Annotated in this window: 15 protein-coding genes; 7 read left to right on the top strand and 8 right to left on the bottom strand. The window is 64.8% G+C overall.

The genetic code is table 11. The features are described 5' to 3' along the window. Positions 1-56 precede the first annotated feature (56 nt). Positions 57-2,204: an NAD-dependent DNA ligase LigA gene (gene ligA / locus B5V03_RS22560; protein ID WP_129272586.1), complete on the top strand. Its 2,148-nt coding sequence runs from the start codon at positions 57-59 to the stop codon at positions 2,202-2,204. Positions 2,205-2,364: 160 nt separating this feature from the next. Here ligA and B5V03_RS22555 read toward each other — a convergent pair whose 3' ends face one another. Then, complete coding sequence (locus tag B5V03_RS22555; protein WP_129272585.1) at positions 2,365-3,642, bottom strand: multidrug effflux MFS transporter; 1,278 nt, start codon at positions 3,640-3,642, stop codon at positions 2,365-2,367. Between the two features lie 319 nt (positions 3,643-3,961). After that, positions 3,962-5,791 carry an aminopeptidase P family protein gene (locus tag B5V03_RS22550; protein WP_129272584.1) on the bottom strand — a complete coding sequence of 610 codons (1,830 nt, stop codon included), beginning with the start codon at positions 5,789-5,791 and terminating at the stop codon, positions 3,962-3,964. Between the two features lie 185 nt (positions 5,792-5,976). Between B5V03_RS22550 and B5V03_RS22545 the strand changes: the two genes are divergently transcribed. Then, a complete protein-coding gene (locus tag B5V03_RS22545; RefSeq protein ID WP_129272583.1) occupies positions 5,977-6,156 on the top strand; it encodes a hypothetical protein in 180 nt (59 codons plus the stop codon). Between the two features lie 173 nt (positions 6,157-6,329). On the opposite strand, the gene B5V03_RS22535 is transcribed toward B5V03_RS22545, so the two are convergent. Further along, the gene (locus B5V03_RS22535) at positions 6,330-7,217 is read right to left on the bottom strand and encodes a 50S ribosomal protein L11 methyltransferase (RefSeq protein WP_129272582.1); all 888 of its coding nucleotides are present in this window, start codon (positions 7,215-7,217) and stop codon (positions 6,330-6,332) included. A 153-nt stretch (positions 7,218-7,370) separates the two neighbouring features. Between B5V03_RS22535 and B5V03_RS22530 the strand changes: the two genes are divergently transcribed. Continuing rightward, complete coding sequence (locus B5V03_RS22530) at positions 7,371-7,535, top strand: Flp family type IVb pilin (RefSeq protein ID WP_164988203.1); 165 nt, start codon at positions 7,371-7,373, stop codon at positions 7,533-7,535. A 272-nt stretch (positions 7,536-7,807) separates the two neighbouring features. Here the strand turns inward: B5V03_RS22530 and B5V03_RS22525 are convergent, their stop codons facing one another. Next, complete coding sequence (locus B5V03_RS22525) at positions 7,808-9,418, bottom strand: phytoene desaturase family protein (protein WP_129272581.1); 1,611 nt, start codon at positions 9,416-9,418, stop codon at positions 7,808-7,810. Positions 9,419-9,595: 177 nt separating this feature from the next. On the opposite strand from B5V03_RS22525, the gene B5V03_RS22520 reads away from it, so the two are divergent. Beyond that, positions 9,596-11,875 (top strand): spermidine synthase, encoded by a 2,280-nt coding sequence (locus tag B5V03_RS22520; protein ID WP_129272580.1) that lies wholly within the window; start codon positions 9,596-9,598, stop codon positions 11,873-11,875. Positions 11,876-12,028: 153 nt separating this feature from the next. Here B5V03_RS22520 and B5V03_RS22515 read toward each other — a convergent pair whose 3' ends face one another. Next, positions 12,029-13,027, bottom strand: a complete 999-nt coding sequence (locus tag B5V03_RS22515; protein ID WP_129272579.1) for a glycerophosphodiester phosphodiesterase — start codon at positions 13,025-13,027, stop codon at positions 12,029-12,031. A 147-nt stretch (positions 13,028-13,174) separates the two neighbouring features. Here B5V03_RS22515 and B5V03_RS22510 point away from each other — a divergent pair, with 147 nt between their 5' ends. Further along, positions 13,175-14,437, top strand: a complete 1,263-nt coding sequence (locus B5V03_RS22510) for a hypothetical protein (RefSeq protein WP_129272578.1) — start codon at positions 13,175-13,177, stop codon at positions 14,435-14,437. 2 nt (positions 14,438-14,439) lie between these two features. Here B5V03_RS22510 and B5V03_RS22505 read toward each other — a convergent pair whose 3' ends face one another. Next, positions 14,440-15,225 (bottom strand): L,D-transpeptidase, encoded by a 786-nt coding sequence (locus B5V03_RS22505; protein WP_164988202.1) that lies wholly within the window; start codon positions 15,223-15,225, stop codon positions 14,440-14,442. Between the two features lie 325 nt (positions 15,226-15,550). On the opposite strand from B5V03_RS22505, the gene B5V03_RS22495 reads away from it, so the two are divergent. Beyond that, complete coding sequence (locus tag B5V03_RS22495; RefSeq protein WP_129272576.1) at positions 15,551-15,874, top strand: hypothetical protein; 324 nt, start codon at positions 15,551-15,553, stop codon at positions 15,872-15,874. A gap of 57 nt (positions 15,875-15,931) precedes the next feature. Here the strand turns inward: B5V03_RS22495 and B5V03_RS22490 are convergent, their stop codons facing one another. After that, the gene (locus B5V03_RS22490) at positions 15,932-16,693 is read right to left on the bottom strand and encodes an ABC transporter permease (RefSeq protein WP_129272575.1); all 762 of its coding nucleotides are present in this window, start codon (positions 16,691-16,693) and stop codon (positions 15,932-15,934) included. Beyond that, positions 16,690-17,613 carry an ABC transporter ATP-binding protein gene (locus B5V03_RS22485; RefSeq protein ID WP_129272574.1) on the bottom strand — a complete coding sequence of 308 codons (924 nt, stop codon included), beginning with the start codon at positions 17,611-17,613 and terminating at the stop codon, positions 16,690-16,692. The genes B5V03_RS22490 and B5V03_RS22485 overlap by 4 nt, the downstream gene beginning before the upstream one ends. A gap of 288 nt (positions 17,614-17,901) precedes the next feature. On the opposite strand from B5V03_RS22485, the gene B5V03_RS22480 reads away from it, so the two are divergent. Further along, positions 17,902-18,618, top strand: coding sequence for a hypothetical protein (locus B5V03_RS22480; protein ID WP_129272573.1), 717 nt, complete (start codon positions 17,902-17,904; stop codon positions 18,616-18,618). The last annotated feature ends 30 nt before the right edge of the window (positions 18,619-18,648 follow it).

Raw genomic sequence — 18,648 nt, 5'->3', positions numbered from 1 at the left:
AACAAAGAGCCCAACCCGCCTTTACCCTCCCGCCCGCCCCGTCGTATCCAAGCACCATGGCAAGAGCAGCAAAATCCAAACCGCTTCGCGACGTCGCCGACCTGACGAAGCCGCAGGCCAAAATCGAGCACATGCGGCTGTCGCTCGAGATCGAAGGGCACAACGAGCGCTATTACCAGGACGACGCCCCCACCGTCACCGACGCCGAGTACGACGCGCTGCGCCAGCGCCTTGAAGCGATCGAAAAGCGCTTTCCTGAACTCGTCAGCGGGGATTCACCCTCACAGAAGGTTGGCGCGGCACCGTCGGGTCGCTTCAAAAAAGTCCGGCACTCCGTGCCCATGCTGTCGCTCGACAACGCCTTTGCCGATGAGGACGTGCGCGACTTCGTCGGGCGCATCGTGCGCTTCCTGAAGCTCGACGACGACAAGATCGATTTCTCGGCCGAGCCGAAGATTGACGGCCTCTCGATGTCGCTGCGCTATGAGGGCGGCGAGCTCGTCACCGCGGCGACGCGCGGCGACGGTGCGGTTGGCGAGGACGTCACTGCCAATATCCGCACGCTCGAGGACGTCCCGCAGAAGCTTCGGGGACGCAACGTCCCTGATATCTGCGAGGTACGCGGCGAAGTTTATATGACCAAGAAGGCGTTCTTGGCGCTCAACGAGCGGCAGAAGGCGGCCGGCGACACCATCTTCGCCAATCCGCGCAACTCTGCCGCGGGTTCGCTCCGGCAGAAGGACCCGACCATCACCGCCTCGCGTCCGCTCGGCTTCTTCGCCTATGCCTGGGGCGAGATGAGCGCGATGCCCGAGGGCACGCAGAGCGGCATGATCCACTGGTTCGAGCGCTGCGGCTTCAAGACCAATCCGCTGACCAAGCTGTGCCATTCGGTCGAGGAGCTGATCGCGTTCCATCAAAGCATCGAGGAAGAGCGCGCCGAGCTCGACTACGACATCGACGGTGTCGTCTACAAGGTCGACCGCATCGACTGGCAGGAACGGCTGGGCTTCGTCTCGCGTACGCCGCGTTGGGCCATTGCGCATAAATTCCCGGCCGAGCGCGCCATGACAGTGCTGCGCGACATCGAGATCCAGGTCGGGCGTACCGGCTCGTTCACGCCGGTCGGCAAGCTCGAGCCGGTCGGCGTCGGCGGCGTGATCGTGCAGAATGTCACGCTGCACAATGAGGACTACATCAGGGGCATCGGCAACAAGGGCGAGGTATTGCGCGAGGGCCGCGACATCCGGATCGGCGACACCGTCGTGATCCAGCGCGCCGGCGACGTGATCCCGCAGGTGGTCGACGTCGTCCTCGACAAGCGGCCGAAGACTGCAAAAGAGTTTCACCTCCCGAAGAAGTGTCCCTGCCCGCTGCACACCGACGTCGTGCGCGGGGAGACGGCGGCGGGCGAGGAGGAGTCGCGATCCCGTTGCACCGGCGAGTTCGCCTGCCCCTATCAGAAGATCGAGCACTTGAAACTGTTCGTGTCGCGGCGCGCTTTCGACATCGACGGTCTCGGCGAGAAGCAGCTCCAGTATTTCTTCGACGAGGGTTTCGTGAAGGAGCCCGCCGACATCTTCACGCTGGAGAGGCGCAATTCGAAGCTCAAGCTCGAGGAGATCGAAGGTTACGGCGAAACCTCGGTGCGCAATCTGTTCGGCGCGATCGAGAGCCGGCGCAGAATCGCGCTGGAGCGCTTCGTCTATGCGCTCGGCATGCGTCATGTCGGCGAGACCACGGCGCTGGCGCTCGCGCGCGGCTACGGCTCCTGGGACGCTTTCCACGATGCCTGCCTCAAGGTCGCCAAGGGCGATGAGGAGGCGGTCGCCGAGATGGACGCACTCGACCAGATCGGCGACACCGTGATCAAGAGCATCGCCGATTATTTCGGCGAGAGCCACAATCGCGGCATCGTCGAGCGGCTGACGCAGGAAGTCGAGATCATCGACGCCGAGAAGCCGAAGAGCAACTCGGCTGTCGCCGGCAAGACCGTGGTGTTCACGGGCTCGCTGGAGAAGATGACACGCGACGAAGCCAAGGCGACTGCGGAGCGGCTGGGAGCGAAGGTATCGGGATCGGTATCGAAGAAGACCGACCTCGTCGTCGCCGGCCCCGGTGCCGGCTCGAAGCTCGCGGAAGCCAACAAGCACGGCGTCAAGGTGTTGACCGAGGACGAGTGGCTGACGCTGATCGGGGAGTGAGGGGAGCGCGTTCGCGCCTCTCACTCCGCTGTCATCGCCCGCGAAGGCGGGCGATCCAGTATTCCAGAGACAGTCGTGATTGAGCCGAGAGGCCGCGACGTACTGGATCCCCCGCCTTCGCGGGCGATGACACCGAGGGTGTTGCGACGACCGCCGCCCCTCACATCATCCCCGTCTCTTCCTCCTCGGCCTGCTCGATCAGTGCCTCGCTCACCACCAATTCGCGGCGGGGGACGACGAAGATCATCATGCAGGCGCAGAGCAGCGAGATCGCGAGCACCGCGGATGTCAGCGGCAGCGTCGTTGCGGAATGGCCGCCGAGATAGGCGCCGAATTGCGACGTCAGCGCGCCGATGCCCTGCTGGAGGAAGCCCATTGCGCCCGAGGCGGTGCCGGCGGCTTCGGGGCGGATGCTGATCGCGCCGGCGGCCGAGTTCGCCATCACGAAAGCATTGCCGACCATCACGATCATCTGCGTGCCGAACAGCCAGGCCGGTGCTTCGTTCCAGCCGGTAAAGCTCCAGAGCAAGTTCAGCAGGCTGCCGCACAGTTGCAAGGCCAGCCCGAACCAGATCAGCCTTTCCAGCGAGTGCCGCGGCGCAAAGCGCACGCAGAGCAGATTGCCGACGAGATATGCAAAGCCTGTTGTCGCAAACCACGCACCGTATTCGGCGCTGGTCCGGCCCATTTGCGTCACCACGATGTAGGGGCCGCCGCCGGCGAAGGTGAAGATGATCTGCGAGGCCAGCACCTGGCACATCACATAGCCGATGAAGGCCCGGCTCTTGATCAGGGTGCCGACGTCACCGCGAAAGCCGCCGCTGCCGGCCGCGCGGCTGCGACGCGTCTCCGGCAACGCGATCGCGATGCCGACAGCAACCGCAAGGGCGCCGATCGTGACGGCGTAGAAGATCGCCCGCCAGCCGAACGCGGTCTCGATCAAGCCGCCGGTGAGCGGCGAGACCATCTGGCCGATCATCAGGGCTGCGATCACGAGGCTGATCATCGAGGCGACGCGTTCGCGCGGATAGATGTCGCGAATGATGGCGCGGCTCACGACCATGCCGGATGCTCCGCCGAGCGCCTGGAAGAAACGCGCGGCGATCAGCTGCGGCAGCGTCTCTGCGAAGATGCAGGCGATGCTGGCTGCGACCATCAGTGCGAGGCCGGATAGCAGCACCGGGCGCCGCCCGAATTTGTCCGACAGCGGCCCCATGATGATCTGCGACATCGCGATGCCGACCATATAGAGCGACACCGTCATCTGCGCGATCGAGATGTCGCGGCCGAAAGTCCTCGCCAGCACGGGAAGTGCAGGAACCAGGATGTAGAGCGAGATCGGAGCGATCCCGGTCATGACGACCAGCAGCAGCAACACCACGCGCGAGGTCGCGATGTTGGTGGCCGCTCCCGGCGGCTTGCTGATCATACCGTGCATAATTGTCCGTCTTTCGAATTCGAATCGACTGTAGCGTGCTCACGCAAGACGGATATCGGCGTTTCGGAATGCGGCTATTCGGATTTTGGGACGGTTACGATGAGGGCACGATGGTGACCGATTGGGCGCATAGCTTGTTCCACAAATGAGACGTCATTCCCCGCGAAGGCGGGGAATCCAGTACGCCGCGGCTTCTCCAAATGCGTTTGCTGTCTCTGGAATACTGAATGCCCCGCTTTCGCGGGGCATGACGGCGGTGGTGAGGAAACAGCCCTGCGCAAATCGAGTAGCGCCATGCGTCGCGCTCCGCCGCGCGATCTTACGCCGTCAGCTCCGCCGTCGCCTGATCGAGCCACGCCTTCGTCGCCTCGTCCAGCGACGGCCGGACCTCGGCCTGCACACGCGCATGATAGGCGTTCAGCCAGTCAAGCTCCTCCTTGCCCAGCATCGCGACGTCGATCAGTCGGCGGTCGATCGGGGCCAGGGTCAGCGTCTCGAACGCGTTCATCGGCTTCTCGGCGCCCTCGATGTCGGCGGCGACCACCAGCTCGAGGTTCTCGATGCGGATGCCGAAGCTGTCAGTCTTGTAATAGCCGGGCTCGTTGGAGAGGATCATGCCGCGCTTCAGCGGCGTGGTGCCGAGTTTCGAGATCCGCGCCGGTCCCTCATGCACACTGAGGTAGCTGCCGACGCCGTGGCCGGTGCCGTGCTCGAAATCGACGCCGGCGGCCCAGAGATATTGCCGCGCCAGCGTGTCGAGCTGCGCGCCGGTGGTGCCATCCGGGAAAATCGCGCGTGCAATCGCGATATGACCGCGCAACACGCGGGTGAAGCGGTCGCGCATCTCGTCCGTGGGTTCGCCCACGGCCATGGTGCGCGTGACGTCGGTGGTGCCGTCTTCATATTGCGCGCCGGAATCGATCAGCAGCAGATCGCCGGGCGCGATGCGCCGGTTGCTCTTGCGGGTGACGCGGTAGTGCACGATGGCGCCGTTTGGGCCGGTGCCGGAGATGGTCGGGAACGAGACGTCCTTCAGCGCGCCGGTGTCGCGGCGGAACGTCTCCAGCGCCTCGACCGCGTCGATCTCGGTGAGCCTGCCGCTCGGCGCCTCGCGATCGATCCATGCGAGGAAGCGCGCCAGCGCCACGGCATCGCGGCGATGCGCCGTCTGCGTGCCCTTGATCTCGGTCGCGTTCTTGACCGCCTTGAGCAGCGCAACGGGATCGCTGCCGCGCACCGGCTTGCCGCCGGCGCCCGTGATCAGCCGGCTCAGCGCATCTGCCGCGGTGGCATTGTCGAGCGCGACCGCGGCGCCACTCTTGGCCAGCGCCATCAGTGTCGGCGCCATCGCATCGGGCTCGCGCACGTCGGCGGACTGCTCGAGATGATCGCGCGAGAGGTTGGAGAGTTTGCGGTGGTCGATGAAGATGGTGGGACGGCCGTCCTTCGGCACCAGCGCGTAGGACAGTGGCAGCGGCGTATGCGCGACGTCGGCGCCGCGGATGTTGAAGGTCCAGGCCACGGCGTGGCTGTCGGACAGCACCAGCGCGTCGACGCCGAGCTTGTCGATCTCGGTCTTGATCTGCGTAATCTTCTCGGCCTCGGCGGCGCCGGCGTTTTGCAGGCTATGCACGGCGACCGGGGCGAGGGGCGGCTGCGGCCGGTCCTGCCAGACGGCGTCGACCGGATTGCTGTCGACGGCGACCAGCTCGGCGCCGGCCTTGACGCAGGCGGCGGACAGGCGCTCGGCTGCCGAAGAAGTGTGCAGCCACGGATCAAATCCGAGGCGGTCGCCGGCTTTCAGATGCGCCGATACCCAGCTTTCCGGCGGCGGATCGATCAGCGATTCCACCGCCCAGGCCTTTGCGTCGACCTGCTTGGCGGCCTGGATCGTGTAGCGGCCGTCGACGAAGACCGCGGCCTCATGCGTCAGCACCACCGCCAATCCCGCCGAGCCCGTAAAACCGGTCAGCCAGGCCAGCCGCTCTTCCGACGGGGGTACATATTCATTCTGCTGCTGGTCGGCGCGCGGAATGACGAAGCCGGTCAGCTTGCGGCGGGCGAGTTCTTCGCGAAGTGCAGCAAGGCGCGCCGTCAACGCGACGCCGGCCTCGGGCTCCTCGAATGTCTGGAAGTGTGCTTCGAACATGGCTCAGTTTAGGATCATGAGGATCAGTCCGCAATGTAGACGCATTTGAGGTCGCAACTGGCATGGACTGTGCTTGAAAAAGTTCCATTCGAATTGAGTGGAGTACAGGATGCAGCAGTTGCGCTTCGTCCGGATAACAGGGAAATTCGAGCAAGTGGTTCATCTCAACGGCGAGGGGACACACGATGCCAGCGTTCACGTTTGAGAAGATTTCGCCGCCGACGCGCCGCGCCCCGGCCGCAACGACACCGAAGAAGCCGCGCGGCCTCATCAGCCAGATCATTGATCGTTTTGCCGAGCGACGCGCAAGGCGCGCACTACAGGACGAGCGCGTGGTGCGTCGGGACGACAAGCCGGCGGAGTAAGGCGGTCTTCACCTCGCCCCGCTTGCGGGGAGAGGTCGGATCGCATCGGAGATGCGATCCGGGTGAGGGGGTACAGGTCTCTCGACGATCTCGCGTGCGGAGAGAGGCCCCTCACCCCAACCCTCTCCCCATAAGAACGGGGCGAGGGGGCGCACCGCCGCCGCGGATGCACCTCAATCCATCTTCCGCAGCAACAAACTGCTCCACCCCTCGATCCGCAGGTGCTTCACCGGCACCAGGCCACGCGCGCGGTAGGCGGCGATCACGGCTGGTGCCTGGTGTGTCAGCAGGCCGGAGAGGATGACGCGCGCGCGAGCGGCAAGGTGCCGCGTCATGGGGCCGGCCAATTGCCTTAACGGATTGGCCAGGATGTTGGCCAGCACCAGGTCAAACGGGCCGCATTTCGCAAAATCCGGCGCGGCGAAGCCGGTGGCGCGGATCACCCGCACATGTTGACCTGTTTCGTTCAGCGTCGCGTTCTCGGCCGCCACCCGCACCGAGGGTGGGTCGATGTCGGAGGCCAGCACCCTGCGATGCAGCGCCTTCGCCGCGGCAATGGCCAGCACGCCGGTCCCGGTGCCCAAGTCGAGCACGTTGCTCGGGCGGGTGCTCTTCAGGACATGGTCAAGCAACAGTAAACAGCCGCGCGTGGTGCCGTGATGGCCGGTGCCGAAGGCGAGCGCCGCCTCGATCTCGATCTTGAGCTTGTTCGGCGCCACGCGGTCGCGGTCATGGCTGCCGTGCACGACAAAACGTCCAGCCGGGACCGGGACGAGATCTTCCAGACTGGCCTTGACCCAGTCCTTGGCCTCGACCGTGTCGAAGGCAAGCGTCGCGGCGATCTCATTTCCTGCTGAAGTCGCAACGAGTTCGCGCAGCAGCGCCTGGTCCGGCGCGTCGGCGAAATGCAGCGTGACGTCCCATTGTCCGTCCGGCCGCTCGAATGCGGCGACCGCCGCATCGCCCTCGAAAAAGACCTCCGTGAGCACGTCGACGACACGCCTCGCCGCAGCCTCGGTGCCGATCGAAAAGCTGGCGCGATGGGTGGGAGAAGGCTGCATTTAGGGTTCCGTTGAGTTCAATTTTTGGAACTTTTGTTCCCAATTTTCCGTATAACTTGCAGTTCCCGAGTTAACCTGCCCGCAGGTTGTACTCCGTATATTTCCGGATGTTGGAACCAACCAACACACCCTGGAATAGGACGGAGGCGAGTCTTGAAGCGCGTGGTTTTGAAGTTTTGGTCCGACGAATCTGGTGCGACCGCGATCGAATACGGCCTGATCGCAGCCGGTATCGCGTTGGCGATCATCACCGTGGTGAACAGCCTGGGCAGCACAATGAACGACAAGTTCGGTTCGATTAGCACCTCCTTGAAGTAATTTCCGCCTCCCATTTCCCAGCGGGGCTACTTTCTTCATAGGCTGTTTCCTGACGATCGCCCGCACGGGGAATTGCCCCCTGGCGGGCGAGGTCGTTTTGGGGGCTCGCAGGAATTACCCACAGCCTGTCCGCTCGTTTTCCGCACGCTATCCAGGGCCTATCCCGCCGCTCATCCCCAACTTTTCCACTGGCTCTCCCCAGCCGGTCCCAATCAGTTTTGCGCAGGTGTCGCCTGCCCGACCACAGACCTTTCAACAACCCATCCACAGACCTATCCACGGCTTCCGAACAGCGAGCGGTGATCCCTCAGGATCGCCTGCGCCGCATTGTGGCCGGGCGCGCCGGTGACGCCGCCGCCGGGGTGGGCGCCGGAGCCGCAGTGATACAGACCCTTCAGGGGCCCGCGATAATCGGCATGGCCCAGCATCGGCCGCGCCGAGAACAGCTGGTTCAAGCTCAGCGCGCCGTGGAAGATGTCGCCGCCTAACAGACCGAACTCCCGTTCGAGATCGAGCGGGGACAGGATCTGGCGGCCGAGCACGCTTCCCGCGAAGCCCGGCGCGTAGTTGTCCACCGTCGCGATCATGAGATCGGCGACCTCATCGCGATGGTCGTCCCAGGACTTTCCGTCGGCCAGTTCGGGCGCGACGTGCTGGCAGAACAGGCTCGCGACGTGTTGTCCTTCGGGCGCCAGCGTGTCGTCGAGCGTCGAGGGGATCAGCATCTCGACAACTGGCTCCCGGCTCCAACCTTGCGCCCGCGCATCGAGATACGCGCGGTCCATGTAGCCGAGGCTGGGTGCCAGGATGATGCCGGAGGAGAGATGATCGCCGTCGCCAGGCAACGCGGTGAAGGAGGGCAGGCGGTTCAGCGCTACATTCATGCGGAAGGTGCCGGAGCCGTTCTTCCAGTGCCGGATGCGGGTCAGGAAATCCTGGGGCAGGGCGTCGGCCGCGATCAGCCGCGTATAGAGCAGTTTTGGATTGACGTTGGCCGCGACATACTTTGCGCGGATGGTCTCGCCGTTCTCCAGCACCACGCCGACGGCGCGGTCGCGCTCGACGATCACCTCGCGCACGCCCGCATTGATGTCGATCACGACGCCCTTGTCGCGCGCGGCGCGCGCCATCGCCTGCGTGATCGCACCCATGCCGCCGATGGCGTGGCCCCAGACGCCCTTCTTGCCGTTCACCTCGCCGAAGGCGTGGTGCAGCATCACATAGGCCGAGCCCGCCGCGTAGGGGCTGGCATAATTGCCGACGATAGCATCGAAGCCGAACAGCGCCTTGACCAGATCGTGCTCGAAGCGCTCGTCCAGCATCTCGCCGGCCGAGCGGGTGAAGAGATCGAGCAGGCTGCGGCTTTGCTCCAGCGAGAGGCCACGCAGGATGTTGGCGCTCTGCAATGCGTTCACGGCCTCGCGGATCGCGTTGGTGCCGAAACCGTCGAGCAGGTTCGGCGGCGCCCGCAGCACGAATTGCCTGAGCACGTCCGCGATGTCTTCGAGCTCGCGCGAAAAACCGTCGAGTGCCTCCGCATCATGCGCGCTGAGCCGCGCGACGGACGCTTTGGTCCGCCCCTCGCCGGTGAGGAGATAGCTGCCGTCAGGCGCGGGCAAAAAATTCTGGGCGCGCCGTTCGACGATACGCAGGCCCTGTTCGGCCAGCTTGAGGTCACGGATGACCTGCGGATTGAGCAGGCTCACGGTATAGGCCGCGACCGAATTCCTGAACCCCGGATGAAACTCCTCGGTCACCGCGGCACCGCCGACCACCCTGCGGCGCTCGACCACGCGCACACGCAGGCCCGCCTTCGCGAGATAGGTCGCGCAGGTGAGGCCGTTATGGCCAGCGCCGATGATGACGACGTCAGTTTCGGTCATGACGAGTTCGAGTTGTTCCGCTGCCATTCCGGGATGGTCCGAAGGAACGGACCTGGAATGACATCTGTATATCAGCCATTCCTTGCTGCAACATCACGAGCCCCTTTATTGCCCGTTCAGGCGCCTTGTGCTCCATTGCGCCCGTCCGGCGCCCGCCGGGGTTTTGCTGGAGCTTCCATGGATTCGATCGTGCAACCCGCCGCCACGGAGCAGCCGTCCTCGTCGCGCAACCGGCTGCTGCTGACGGTCTACACCGCCGCGATCTTCGTCAGCGCGCTCCTGCTTTTCTCGGTGCAGCCGCTGTTCACGAAGATGGTGCTGCCGCGGCTCGGCGGCTCGCCGGCGGTGTGGTCGGTGGCGATGGTGTTCTTCCAGTCGCTGCTTCTGGCCGGCTATGCCTATGCGCACCTGCTGATGCAGGTCCGGAATCGCATTATTCCGGTGGTGGTGCATCTCTTGCTGCTGGTGCTGGCCTTCGTCACGCTGCCGCTCGGCATCGCCACAGCCTATGGCGAGCCGCCCGCGTCGGGCTATGCGTTCTGGCTGCTAGGTTTGTTCGTGGTCTCGATCGGGCTGCCGTTCTTTGCGCTGGCGGCCAACAATCCGCTGCTGCAAGCCTGGTTCGTCCGCACCGGCCATCCCGCCGGCCATGATCCCTATTTCCTTTATGCCTCCTCCAACATCGGCAGCTTCCTCGCGCTGTTGTCCTATCCGTTCCTGCTGGAGCCGATGTTCACGCTGCACACGCAGAACCGGCTCTGGACCGGCGGCTACGGTCTGCTGATTCTCCTGATTGCCGCCTGCGGCGTGCTGCTGTTGCGCTCGCCGAAGCTGGCGCTGCCCGACGCGCGAACCGAGGAGATCAATGCGCCGGCCCCCGGCTTGGTGATGCGACTGCGCTGGATCTTCCTCGCCGCGGTGCCGTCCGGCCTGCTCATTGCGGTCACCGCGCATATCTCGACCGACGTCGCGGCCGCGCCGCTGCTGTGGGTGCTGCCGCTGTCGCTGTATCTCTTGACCTGGGTGGTGGTGTTCCAGTCGCGGCCGCTGCTGCCGCACACATGGATGCTGATGCTCCAGCCGGTCGCGATCGCGGGCGTCATTTTCCTGCTGGCCTTCGGCGGCGAGCAGAACCTGCTGCTGACGCTCGGCGGTCATCAATTGTGCTTCTTCGTCATCGCCATGGCCTGTCACGGCGAACTGGCGCGGACCCGCCCCGCAGCCAAATATCTCACCGGCTTCTATGTCGCGCTGTCGTTTGGCGGCATGGTCGGCGGCCTGTTTGCCGGGCTCGTCGCGCCCTTCACCTTCTCGTGGATCGCCGAATACCCGATCCTGATCGCGCTCGCCGCGCTGTGCCGCCCGTCCGCGAACGAGCGCCTCGCCGGCATCGCCAAATGGTACTGGGTGGCGCTCGCCGTGCTCGCGGCGGCGCTGGTTGCGCCGTCCTACACCACCGGCAGCCTCTCGACCTGGTTCGAGGATCACCGCGTCTGGGTCGCCGGCTCCGTTGGAGTGCTCGCGGCGCTGCTGACATTGGCGCTCAATGCCGGGCGCTGGAAGATTTTTGCCACCGTCGCGCTGGCGCTGGCATTGATCCGGATCTATCCGGCGGACGAAGGCCGCGTCACCACCGTGCGCAGCTTCTTCGGCGTGCACAAGATCGTGGAGACGCCCGGCGGCTATTTCCATGTGCTGATGCACGGCACCACGATCCACGGCGCCGAGCGCTTCCGCAACAATGACGGCACGCCGGTCACCGGCCGGCCCGAGCCGATCACCTACTACCACAAGGACGGTGGCATCGGTCAGGCCATCACCGCGATCCGCGAGCGCAAGGGCGCTCCGCTGAAGGTCGCGGCGATTGGCGTCGGCTCGGGCACGCTCGCCTGCGCCGCCGAGCCCGGCGAGAACTGGACCTTCTTCGAGATCGACCAGTCCATGGTCGACGCCGCGAGCGACCCGAAGAATTTCCGCTACATCTCGAGCTGCATGCCCGGCCTGAAGCCGGTGATCGGCGACGCGCGCCTCACTTTCGCGAAGGAGCCGGACGGCGTCTATGATCTCATCATCGTCGATGCCTATTCGTCCGATGCGATCCCGATCCATCTTGCCACCGAAGAGGCGATGAAGATCTACAAGGACAAGCTTGCTCCGCACGGCGCCGTGGTGATGCACGTCTCTAACCGGCACCTCGATCTCGAGACCGTCGTGGTCGGAATTGCGGACGCCAACGATATGAAGAGCTGGGTCTTCAACGAGGATTCCGGGCGCGATGGGGACTACATCTTCTCGACCGACGTCGTCATCTCCGCGCGCGAGGAGGAAGATGTCGGGAAGCTCGCCTCCTCGAAGGTGTGGGAGCAGACCGAAGCCGACGACAGGGTGCGGGTCTGGACCGACGATTATTCCAACATCCTCGGCGCGTTGTATCGGCGCTTGCGGGATGGAGAGTAGGGCCGCGGCAGAAGTTTCTCGTGCCCCGGACGCAGCGCAGCGCTTCTTCAGCGGTGCGCTGCAGAGCCGAGGCCCATGCTAGCGGCAATCTGGGTCCCGGCTCTGCGGAGCAGCGTTGCACGCTGCACCGCGTCCGGGACACGAGACTGAAGCTTACGGCTCGACCGGCGTTCCCGCCGGCAGCGAAATTCCCTTCTCGCCGGCGACCTGGCGCAGCAGGTCCGGCCTGTCCGAGATGATCCCGTCGACGCCGAGCTCGATCATGCGCGCGATGTCGTCGGGCTTGTTCACCGTCCAGACCACGACGCGCAGCCCGAGCCCGTGGGCCTCCGAGATCAGCGCCGCGGTCACATCGCCGAAATAGGGCGACCAGATCGCGCCGCCCGCAGCCTTGATGGTGCGCGGCAGTGAGCCGCCATGATCGGCCGGACTGAAACCCGCTGTCCAGTTGGTCGCCTGGTCGAGGACGATGGTGGGGGCCGAGCCGCGCTGAAGCGTCAGATAGACGGTTGGAATCGCCGGTGCCTGCTGCTGGACGAGCTGCAAGGTCCGCCAGTCGAACGACTGGATCATGACGCGGTCGGAGAATTTTTCAGTCTCGATCAGTCTCAGCAGCTTCGACACGAAAGCTTGCGGGCCGAGCGACTCGTCCGGATGGTTCGGATCGATCTTGGTCTCGATGTTGAAGCGCACGCGCATGTTGCCGGATTTGCGTACCAGCGCGAACAGCTGCTCCAGCGTCGGAATGCGCGTGCCCGGCACAGCGCGCTGCTCGGGGAATTGCTTGGCGTAAGCGCTGTCCGGCCGGATCTGGCCGACATCGTAGGTCCTGACGTCCTCGAGCCGCAGCTTCACGAAGGGCGTACCGGGTGGCGTGATGTAGTTGCCGTCGGGGCTGCGTGCGAGGTCGGGATTGAGCCCCCGCTCATGCGACACGACGACCGCGCCATCGGCGGTGATGCCGACATCGAGCTCCAGCGTGTCCACGCCTATCGACAGCGCGTTGGCAAAGGCCGGCAGGGTGTTTTCCGGCAACAGCGCCCGCCCGCCGCGATGCGCCTCGAGATCAAAGGCCATAGCTTGTAAGGTCATGGCTTGTCCCGCAGTGAGAACCGAGAGCACCGTCAGGATTGTTGCGGCACGTGAGAGCATCAAGGTTCGCAGCCCAAGTGAGAGGAAGGGAAGGGAGGAGCTTATGAAATCCTTGCCGGGGTCGTCCAGCTTCGTGGTCGACAAATGGTTGACGGCCGTCGCGGAAAGCGGAAACTGACCCTCAAAAAAAGACAGGGAGCCATTCACATGCGGCACATCATCATCGCGATCATGGCGGTTCTCATGGCCGGACAAGCAGCAGCCAAGGATGTGCTCTCCGGCGCCAGTCTTCACGAAGACGTCGCGCGCTATGCCTCGTTCGGCCTGCATCGTTTCGGCTCCCCCGGCGACCGCGCGACTGCCGACTGGATCGCGGGCGGGATGAAGCAGGCGGGGTTCGACGTCAGCTTCCAGGCGGTCGTGCTCGGCCGGCAATACGTGGTCGAGCAGGCGAGCGCCGAGGCGGCCGGCACGTCTGTCGAGGCGACGCCGTTCTGGTGGCCGCCGGAGGACAGAGCGAGCTTCCATCTCGCCGCGCCGCTGGCGCGCGAGGGCGATGTCGCCGGAAAAATCCTTCTGCTCGACCTGCCGTTCGACCGTGGCGCCTATCTCGGCCCAAATCATCGTGCAGCGATCACGGAAGCGGCCGCGAAAAAGCCCGCGGCGATCCTCGTGATGATCGGCAATCCCGCCGACGAGCGCTTCGCCTACAATGTCACGCAGGAGGATGCGCCCTGGCCGGTGCCGGTGATCGTGGTCGGTGCCAAGTCGCGAGCCTTGTTCGAGCGCGCGCTCGCCGCAGGCACGCCTGTCACCTTCGACGTCAAGGGCCATTACGAGCGCGACGTTGCCGGCCGCAACGTCATTGCCTCGATCGGCACCGGCCGTGGGCCGACCATCGTCGTCTCGACGCCGATGACTGGCTGGTATACGTGCGTCTGTGAACGCGGCCCCGGCATCGCCAATTTCCTCGCGCTGGCGCGCACCGTCGCCGCGGAGAAATGGCCGGCGCATTTTGTCTTCATCGCCACCGCCGGCCACGAGATCGGCCATGGCGGCATGGAGCTATTCCTGAAGAACGGCGCGCCGGCCCCGAAGGACACGCTGGCGTGGATTCATTTCGGTTCGTCGAACGCGTGCTATGCCTTTGCGGAAGGCGCCCGCACCGATCGGGCGGAGGAAGAGCGCTATCTCGTGCTGAGCAAATCCGCGGTCGCTCTGACCGATGAGGCCTTCGCCAGAGTCGAGGCAAAACGTCTGGTGACGGAGAAGCAGGCGGTCGGCGAGCTGCGCGACGTGCATGCGGCGGGCTATGCCAATTTCCTCGGCATGGCCGGCCGCCATCGCACATTCCACACGCCGTCGGACGATCTCACAACGACCGGGCCCGAGATCCTCGAACCCGTCGCCCGTGCCTTCGTCGAAGCTGCGCGAAAAATCGTCGAGCGCGGCGACGCCGCGTTCAAATAGAATCAGTTTTGGTAATAGTAGCCGCGCGGCTGATAAAGCTGCCGGGGCTGGGGCTGATAGTAATAGCCCTGCTGGCCGGAGCCCTGATTGTAATATTGCTGCGGCTGCTGCTGTTGATAGACCTGCGCGTCATAGAGCGGGCGGCCGCCGCGCGGCGCCGGATAGCGCGCGCCGGTGTCGCTGCCGTCGGCCGGATAGATGTAATTGTCGTCCTGCGGCATGTAGCGGCGGGCGGGCTGCGCCGGTGGCGTCAGGTTCACCGGATCGCCCGTGGTGGCGTACTGCTCTTCGGCAGGCTGCTGCGGAGCGCGGGCCACGGCTGTGGGGTTGCGGCCGCGCGGATTGCGGGCGAGCGCCACCTGCGCCGAGCCGGTCAGTGTCACCGTGGTGTTGAGCACGCCCTGCTGCTGCACCAGCGCGTAGAGCGTCGAGGCATTCTGGCGCGACAGCCGCACGCAGCCATGCGAGGCGGGCGTGCCGAGGCGGCCGACCGAGTCGGTGCCGTGGATGGCGTGGCCGACTTTCGTGAAGAAGATCGCGTGCGGCATCGGCGCGTCGTCGAATTCCTTGGAGTAGTGATCCTCTTCCATGCGGAAGGCGCGGAATGCGCCGCCCGGCGTCTCGCGCGAGGGGATGCCTGTCGACACCGGCCAGTGATAGCGCGCGACGCCGTCGACGGCGACGGTCATCTGCTGATTGTCCTTGTCGACGGTGATCTCGACCTTGGCCTGCGCGGTGCCGGCGCTCAAAAGGATCAGGGAGGTGAAAGCGATGAAATATGAACGCATCTGGAAACGCATTTGAGTCCTGGCCTCCGGCCTGTTCGTGCAAGGCGCCGCGGCTCTCCGTCCCCCGGCCTGCAATATGCCTGCAATCCGGCTTTCGTTCCAGCGGCTCGCCCAGCCATCGTTAACGTGACGCCGGGCGTAAGCAAGGCCGCTTTGTGCCGCGTGGCTGCCGGCGGTGCTGACATTTTCGCGAGCGGCGATGCGTTCACGACGCCGACAATTCGTCACAAAGGCGCAACCATTTGGCCGCGTCAGACGTTGATTATCACCTACCCGACAGGCAGCACCCGCCGCCGTTAGCCCCGTATTTCCCTTGGGATCGAAGATGAACAAAGCCCGTATCGCCGCCACGTCAATGCCGGCCGGTTTACCTGCCCGCCTGCTGTTCGCAGCAGCCGCTATTCTGCTCGCGCTGTTGGCGCTGCCGCATGCCGGCCGTGCTCAGGGCATCGTGCGCGGCGCGCAGGAAGGCTCTTATGAGGGTAACCGGATCGCCGGCCCCGTGGGCGGCGTTGTTGGTGGCGCGGTCGGTGCCGGTGTTGGTGGGGCCGTAGGGGCGGTGGAGGGTGTGTTCGGCATTCCACATCACCGCCATTACCGCTGCCGCGGCTATTATGACGGCTATCACCGCTTCCATTGTTATCGGTGAGTTGATCGCCGTCATTCCGGGGCGCGCGAGTGGCGAGCCCGGAATGACAGCGGGGTATCAATTCTTCAGCCGATATCCCGTGCGGAAAATCCACCAGATCACGGCGAGGCAGACCACCAGGAACGCCGTCGTCATGCCGATGCTGACGCCCACGCTGACATCCGCGATCTCGTAAAAGCTCCAGCGGAAGCCGGAGATCAGATAGACGACCGGGTTGAGCAGCGCGACCGTGTGCCAGGCCGGTGGCAGCATGTCGATGGAATAGAAGCTGCCGCCGAGGAAGGTCAGCGGCGTCACCACCAGCATCGGGATCATCTGCAGCTTTTCGAAGCCGTCGGCCCAGATGCCGATGATGAAGCCGAACAGGCTGAACGTCACCGCCGTCAGCACCAGGAAGGCGAGCATCCAGATCGGATGTTGGATGTGCAAGGGAACGAAGAGCCCGGCCGTCGCCAGGATGATCAGGCCCAGAATGATCGACTTGGTCGCGGCCGCGCCGACATAGCCGAGCACGATCTCGTAGTAAGAAATCGGCGCCGACAGGATCTCGTAGATCGTGCCGGTGAATTTCGGGAAGTAGATGCCGAACGAGGCGTTGGCGATGCTCTGCGTCAGCACCGAGAGCATGATCAGGCCCGGCACGATGAAGGTGCCGTAGCTGACGCCCTCGACCTGGCTGATGCGCGAGCCGATCGCAGCACCGAACACCACGAAATAAAGCGAGGTCGAGACCACCGGCGAGACGATGCTTTGCAGCACCGTGCGCCAGGTGCGTGCCATTTCGAACAGATAGATGGCGCGGATGGCGCGGTGATTCATGACGTCCTCACGAGGTCGACGAAGATGTCCTCGAGCGACGATTGGGTCGTGTCGAGATCGTTGAAGCGGATGCCGGCGGTGCGGAGGTCGCTGAGCAGGCTGGTGATGCCGGTGCGCTCGCCCTTGGTGTCGTAATCGTAGACCAGCGTTGCGCCGCCATCGCAGAGGTCGAGTTCGTAATGCGCGAGACTGTCCGGCAGCGAATTGACCTTGCCCTGCAAATGCAGCGTCAGGCGCTTCTTGCCGAGCTTCGACATCAGGGTCGCCTTGTCCTCGACCAGCACGATCTCGCCCTTGTTGATGACGCCGATGCGGTCGGCCATCTCCTCGGCTTCCTCGATGTAATGCGTGGTGAGGATGATGGTGACGCCGGATTGCTGCAAGCCGCGCACCACCTCCCACATGCCCTTGCGCAGCTCGACGTCGACGCCGGCGGTGGGCTCGTCGAGGAACAGGATCTGCGGCTCGTGCGAGAGCGCTTTCGCAATCATCACGCGGCGCTTCATGCCGCCGGAAAGCGTGATGATCTTGTTGTCCTTCTTGTCCCAGAGCGAGAGGTCCTTCAGCACCTTCTCGATGTGCGCAGGATTCTTCGGCTTGCCGAACAGGCCGCGGGAGAAGCTCACGGTGGCCCACACGCTCTCGAAGGCGTCGGTGTGCAATTCCTGCGGCACGAGGCCGATCAGCGAGCGCGCCTTGCGATAGGAGGTCTGGATGTTCTCGCCGCCGACGAGAACCTTGCCCTCGCTCGGATTGGCGATGCCGCAGATGATCGAGATCAGCGTGGTCTTGCCCGCGCCGTTCGGCCCGAGCAGCGCAAAGATCTCGCCGCGCTTGATATCGAGATTGACGTTCTTGAGCGCCTTGAAGCCGGACCCATAGGTCTTCGACAAATTGGCGACGGAAATGATGGAGGACATGATGGCCGCAGGTCTGAGGGGGCAATGGCAGGGGAAGGGAAGCTGGAACCTGCGGGGAGGCGGGTCAGCGGAGCCCTGAGATAGGAATGGCCTTGCCCGGTCGCAATTGGCCGGAGAAAAATGGTCTCAAAACAGGCGCTTCGGTGGCAGGTTTCGGGCGGGTGTTGCGCTATGGTCACGGCGTGCTGCTAAGATTTGCCGTTCACGCGCCTCTTTGTTGCGTCTGCGAGCAGGTCGTGGCTACGATTCCGGCCAATCGCAAAGCGTATGTCCCCAGGGAAAAGATCGATGAGACCGAACGGCCGTCACACCGCCGGCGCCAGCCAGTTGCCCGCCCTCCGGATGTGGGCGATCTGCCTGCTCCTGCTGTCAGCTGTTGCCATCAACCCGGCCCCTGCCAAGGCAGCGCCGAGCCAGGCCGCGGCCCAGACCACGCATGTCTACCTGCTGCGCGGCGTGCTCAACATCTTCTCGCTCGGGCTCGACACGATCGGCTCCCGCCTCCAGGCGCAGGGCATCCCGGTGACCGTCGCCAACTTTGTGTCCTGGTCCTCGCTCGCCGACGAAGCCGCGGCCAACTACAGGGCCGGGCGCATCAAGACCATCGTCCTGGTCGGCCATTCCTCGGGCGCGACCGCGCTGCCCGACATGATCGCCAAGCTCAATCAGCTCGGCGTTCCCGTGAAGCTCGCGATCGGTCTCGATTCCGTGTTCAAGACAAAACTGTCGACCGGCGCCGAGCGCTACATCAACATCTATATCGGCGATGGCCCCGGCGAGCCGGTGCGAGCTGCAGCGGGCCTGCGCGGCAAGCTCGACAACGTCGACGTGCGCGGCACCGGCGTCGGCCACATCTCGATCGACAAGAACGAGGCGATCCAGCGCCGCGTCATCGGCGAGATCGACGCCGCGATCATGCGCTCGCGCGCACCGGCAGCGCCCGTCGCCGAACCGGGCGCACCGCGTCCGGCGCGCTCGGCGGCGGCAGCGGCTCCGCGGAACTGAGGACCACGCCCGTCGCGCCGCGTGATGCGG

The sequence above is a fragment of the Bradyrhizobium betae genome, assembly GCF_004123905.1.
Lineage (GTDB): Bacteria > Pseudomonadota > Alphaproteobacteria > Rhizobiales > Xanthobacteraceae > Bradyrhizobium > Bradyrhizobium betae_A.
Note: the sequence above shows the minus strand (reverse complement) of the source record. Positions and strands in the feature narration are given on the sequence as shown.

What these genes read in the sequence shown, in the direction of transcription:
- B5V03_RS22505 (WP_164988202.1), bottom strand. Translation starts at nt 15,225, where the DNA reads ATGCGTTCATATTTCATCGCTTTCACCTCCCTGATCCTTTTGAGCGCC.
- B5V03_RS22515 (WP_129272579.1), bottom strand. Translation starts at nt 13,027, where the DNA reads ATGCTCTCACGTGCCGCAACAATCCTGACGGTGCTCTCGGTTCTCACT.
- B5V03_RS22485 (WP_129272574.1), bottom strand. Translation starts at nt 17,613, where the DNA reads ATGTCCTCCATCATTTCCGTCGCCAATTTGTCGAAGACCTATGGGTCC.
- ligA (WP_129272586.1), top strand. Translation starts at nt 57, where the DNA reads ATGGCAAGAGCAGCAAAATCCAAACCGCTTCGCGACGTCGCCGACCTG.
- B5V03_RS22480 (WP_129272573.1), top strand. Translation starts at nt 17,902, where the DNA reads ATGAGACCGAACGGCCGTCACACCGCCGGCGCCAGCCAGTTGCCCGCC.
- B5V03_RS22525 (WP_129272581.1), bottom strand. Translation starts at nt 9,418, where the DNA reads ATGACCGAAACTGACGTCGTCATCATCGGCGCTGGCCATAACGGCCTC.
- B5V03_RS22510 (WP_129272578.1), top strand. Translation starts at nt 13,175, where the DNA reads ATGCGGCACATCATCATCGCGATCATGGCGGTTCTCATGGCCGGACAA.
- B5V03_RS22550 (WP_129272584.1), bottom strand. Translation starts at nt 5,791, where the DNA reads ATGTTCGAAGCACACTTCCAGACATTCGAGGAGCCCGAGGCCGGCGTC.
- B5V03_RS22490 (WP_129272575.1), bottom strand. Translation starts at nt 16,693, where the DNA reads ATGAATCACCGCGCCATCCGCGCCATCTATCTGTTCGAAATGGCACGC.
- B5V03_RS22555 (WP_129272585.1), bottom strand. Translation starts at nt 3,642, where the DNA reads ATGCACGGTATGATCAGCAAGCCGCCGGGAGCGGCCACCAACATCGCG.
- B5V03_RS22535 (WP_129272582.1), bottom strand. Translation starts at nt 7,217, where the DNA reads ATGCAGCCTTCTCCCACCCATCGCGCCAGCTTTTCGATCGGCACCGAG.
- B5V03_RS22545 (WP_129272583.1), top strand. Translation starts at nt 5,977, where the DNA reads ATGCCAGCGTTCACGTTTGAGAAGATTTCGCCGCCGACGCGCCGCGCC.
- B5V03_RS22495 (WP_129272576.1), top strand. Translation starts at nt 15,551, where the DNA reads ATGAACAAAGCCCGTATCGCCGCCACGTCAATGCCGGCCGGTTTACCT.
- B5V03_RS22520 (WP_129272580.1), top strand. Translation starts at nt 9,596, where the DNA reads ATGGATTCGATCGTGCAACCCGCCGCCACGGAGCAGCCGTCCTCGTCG.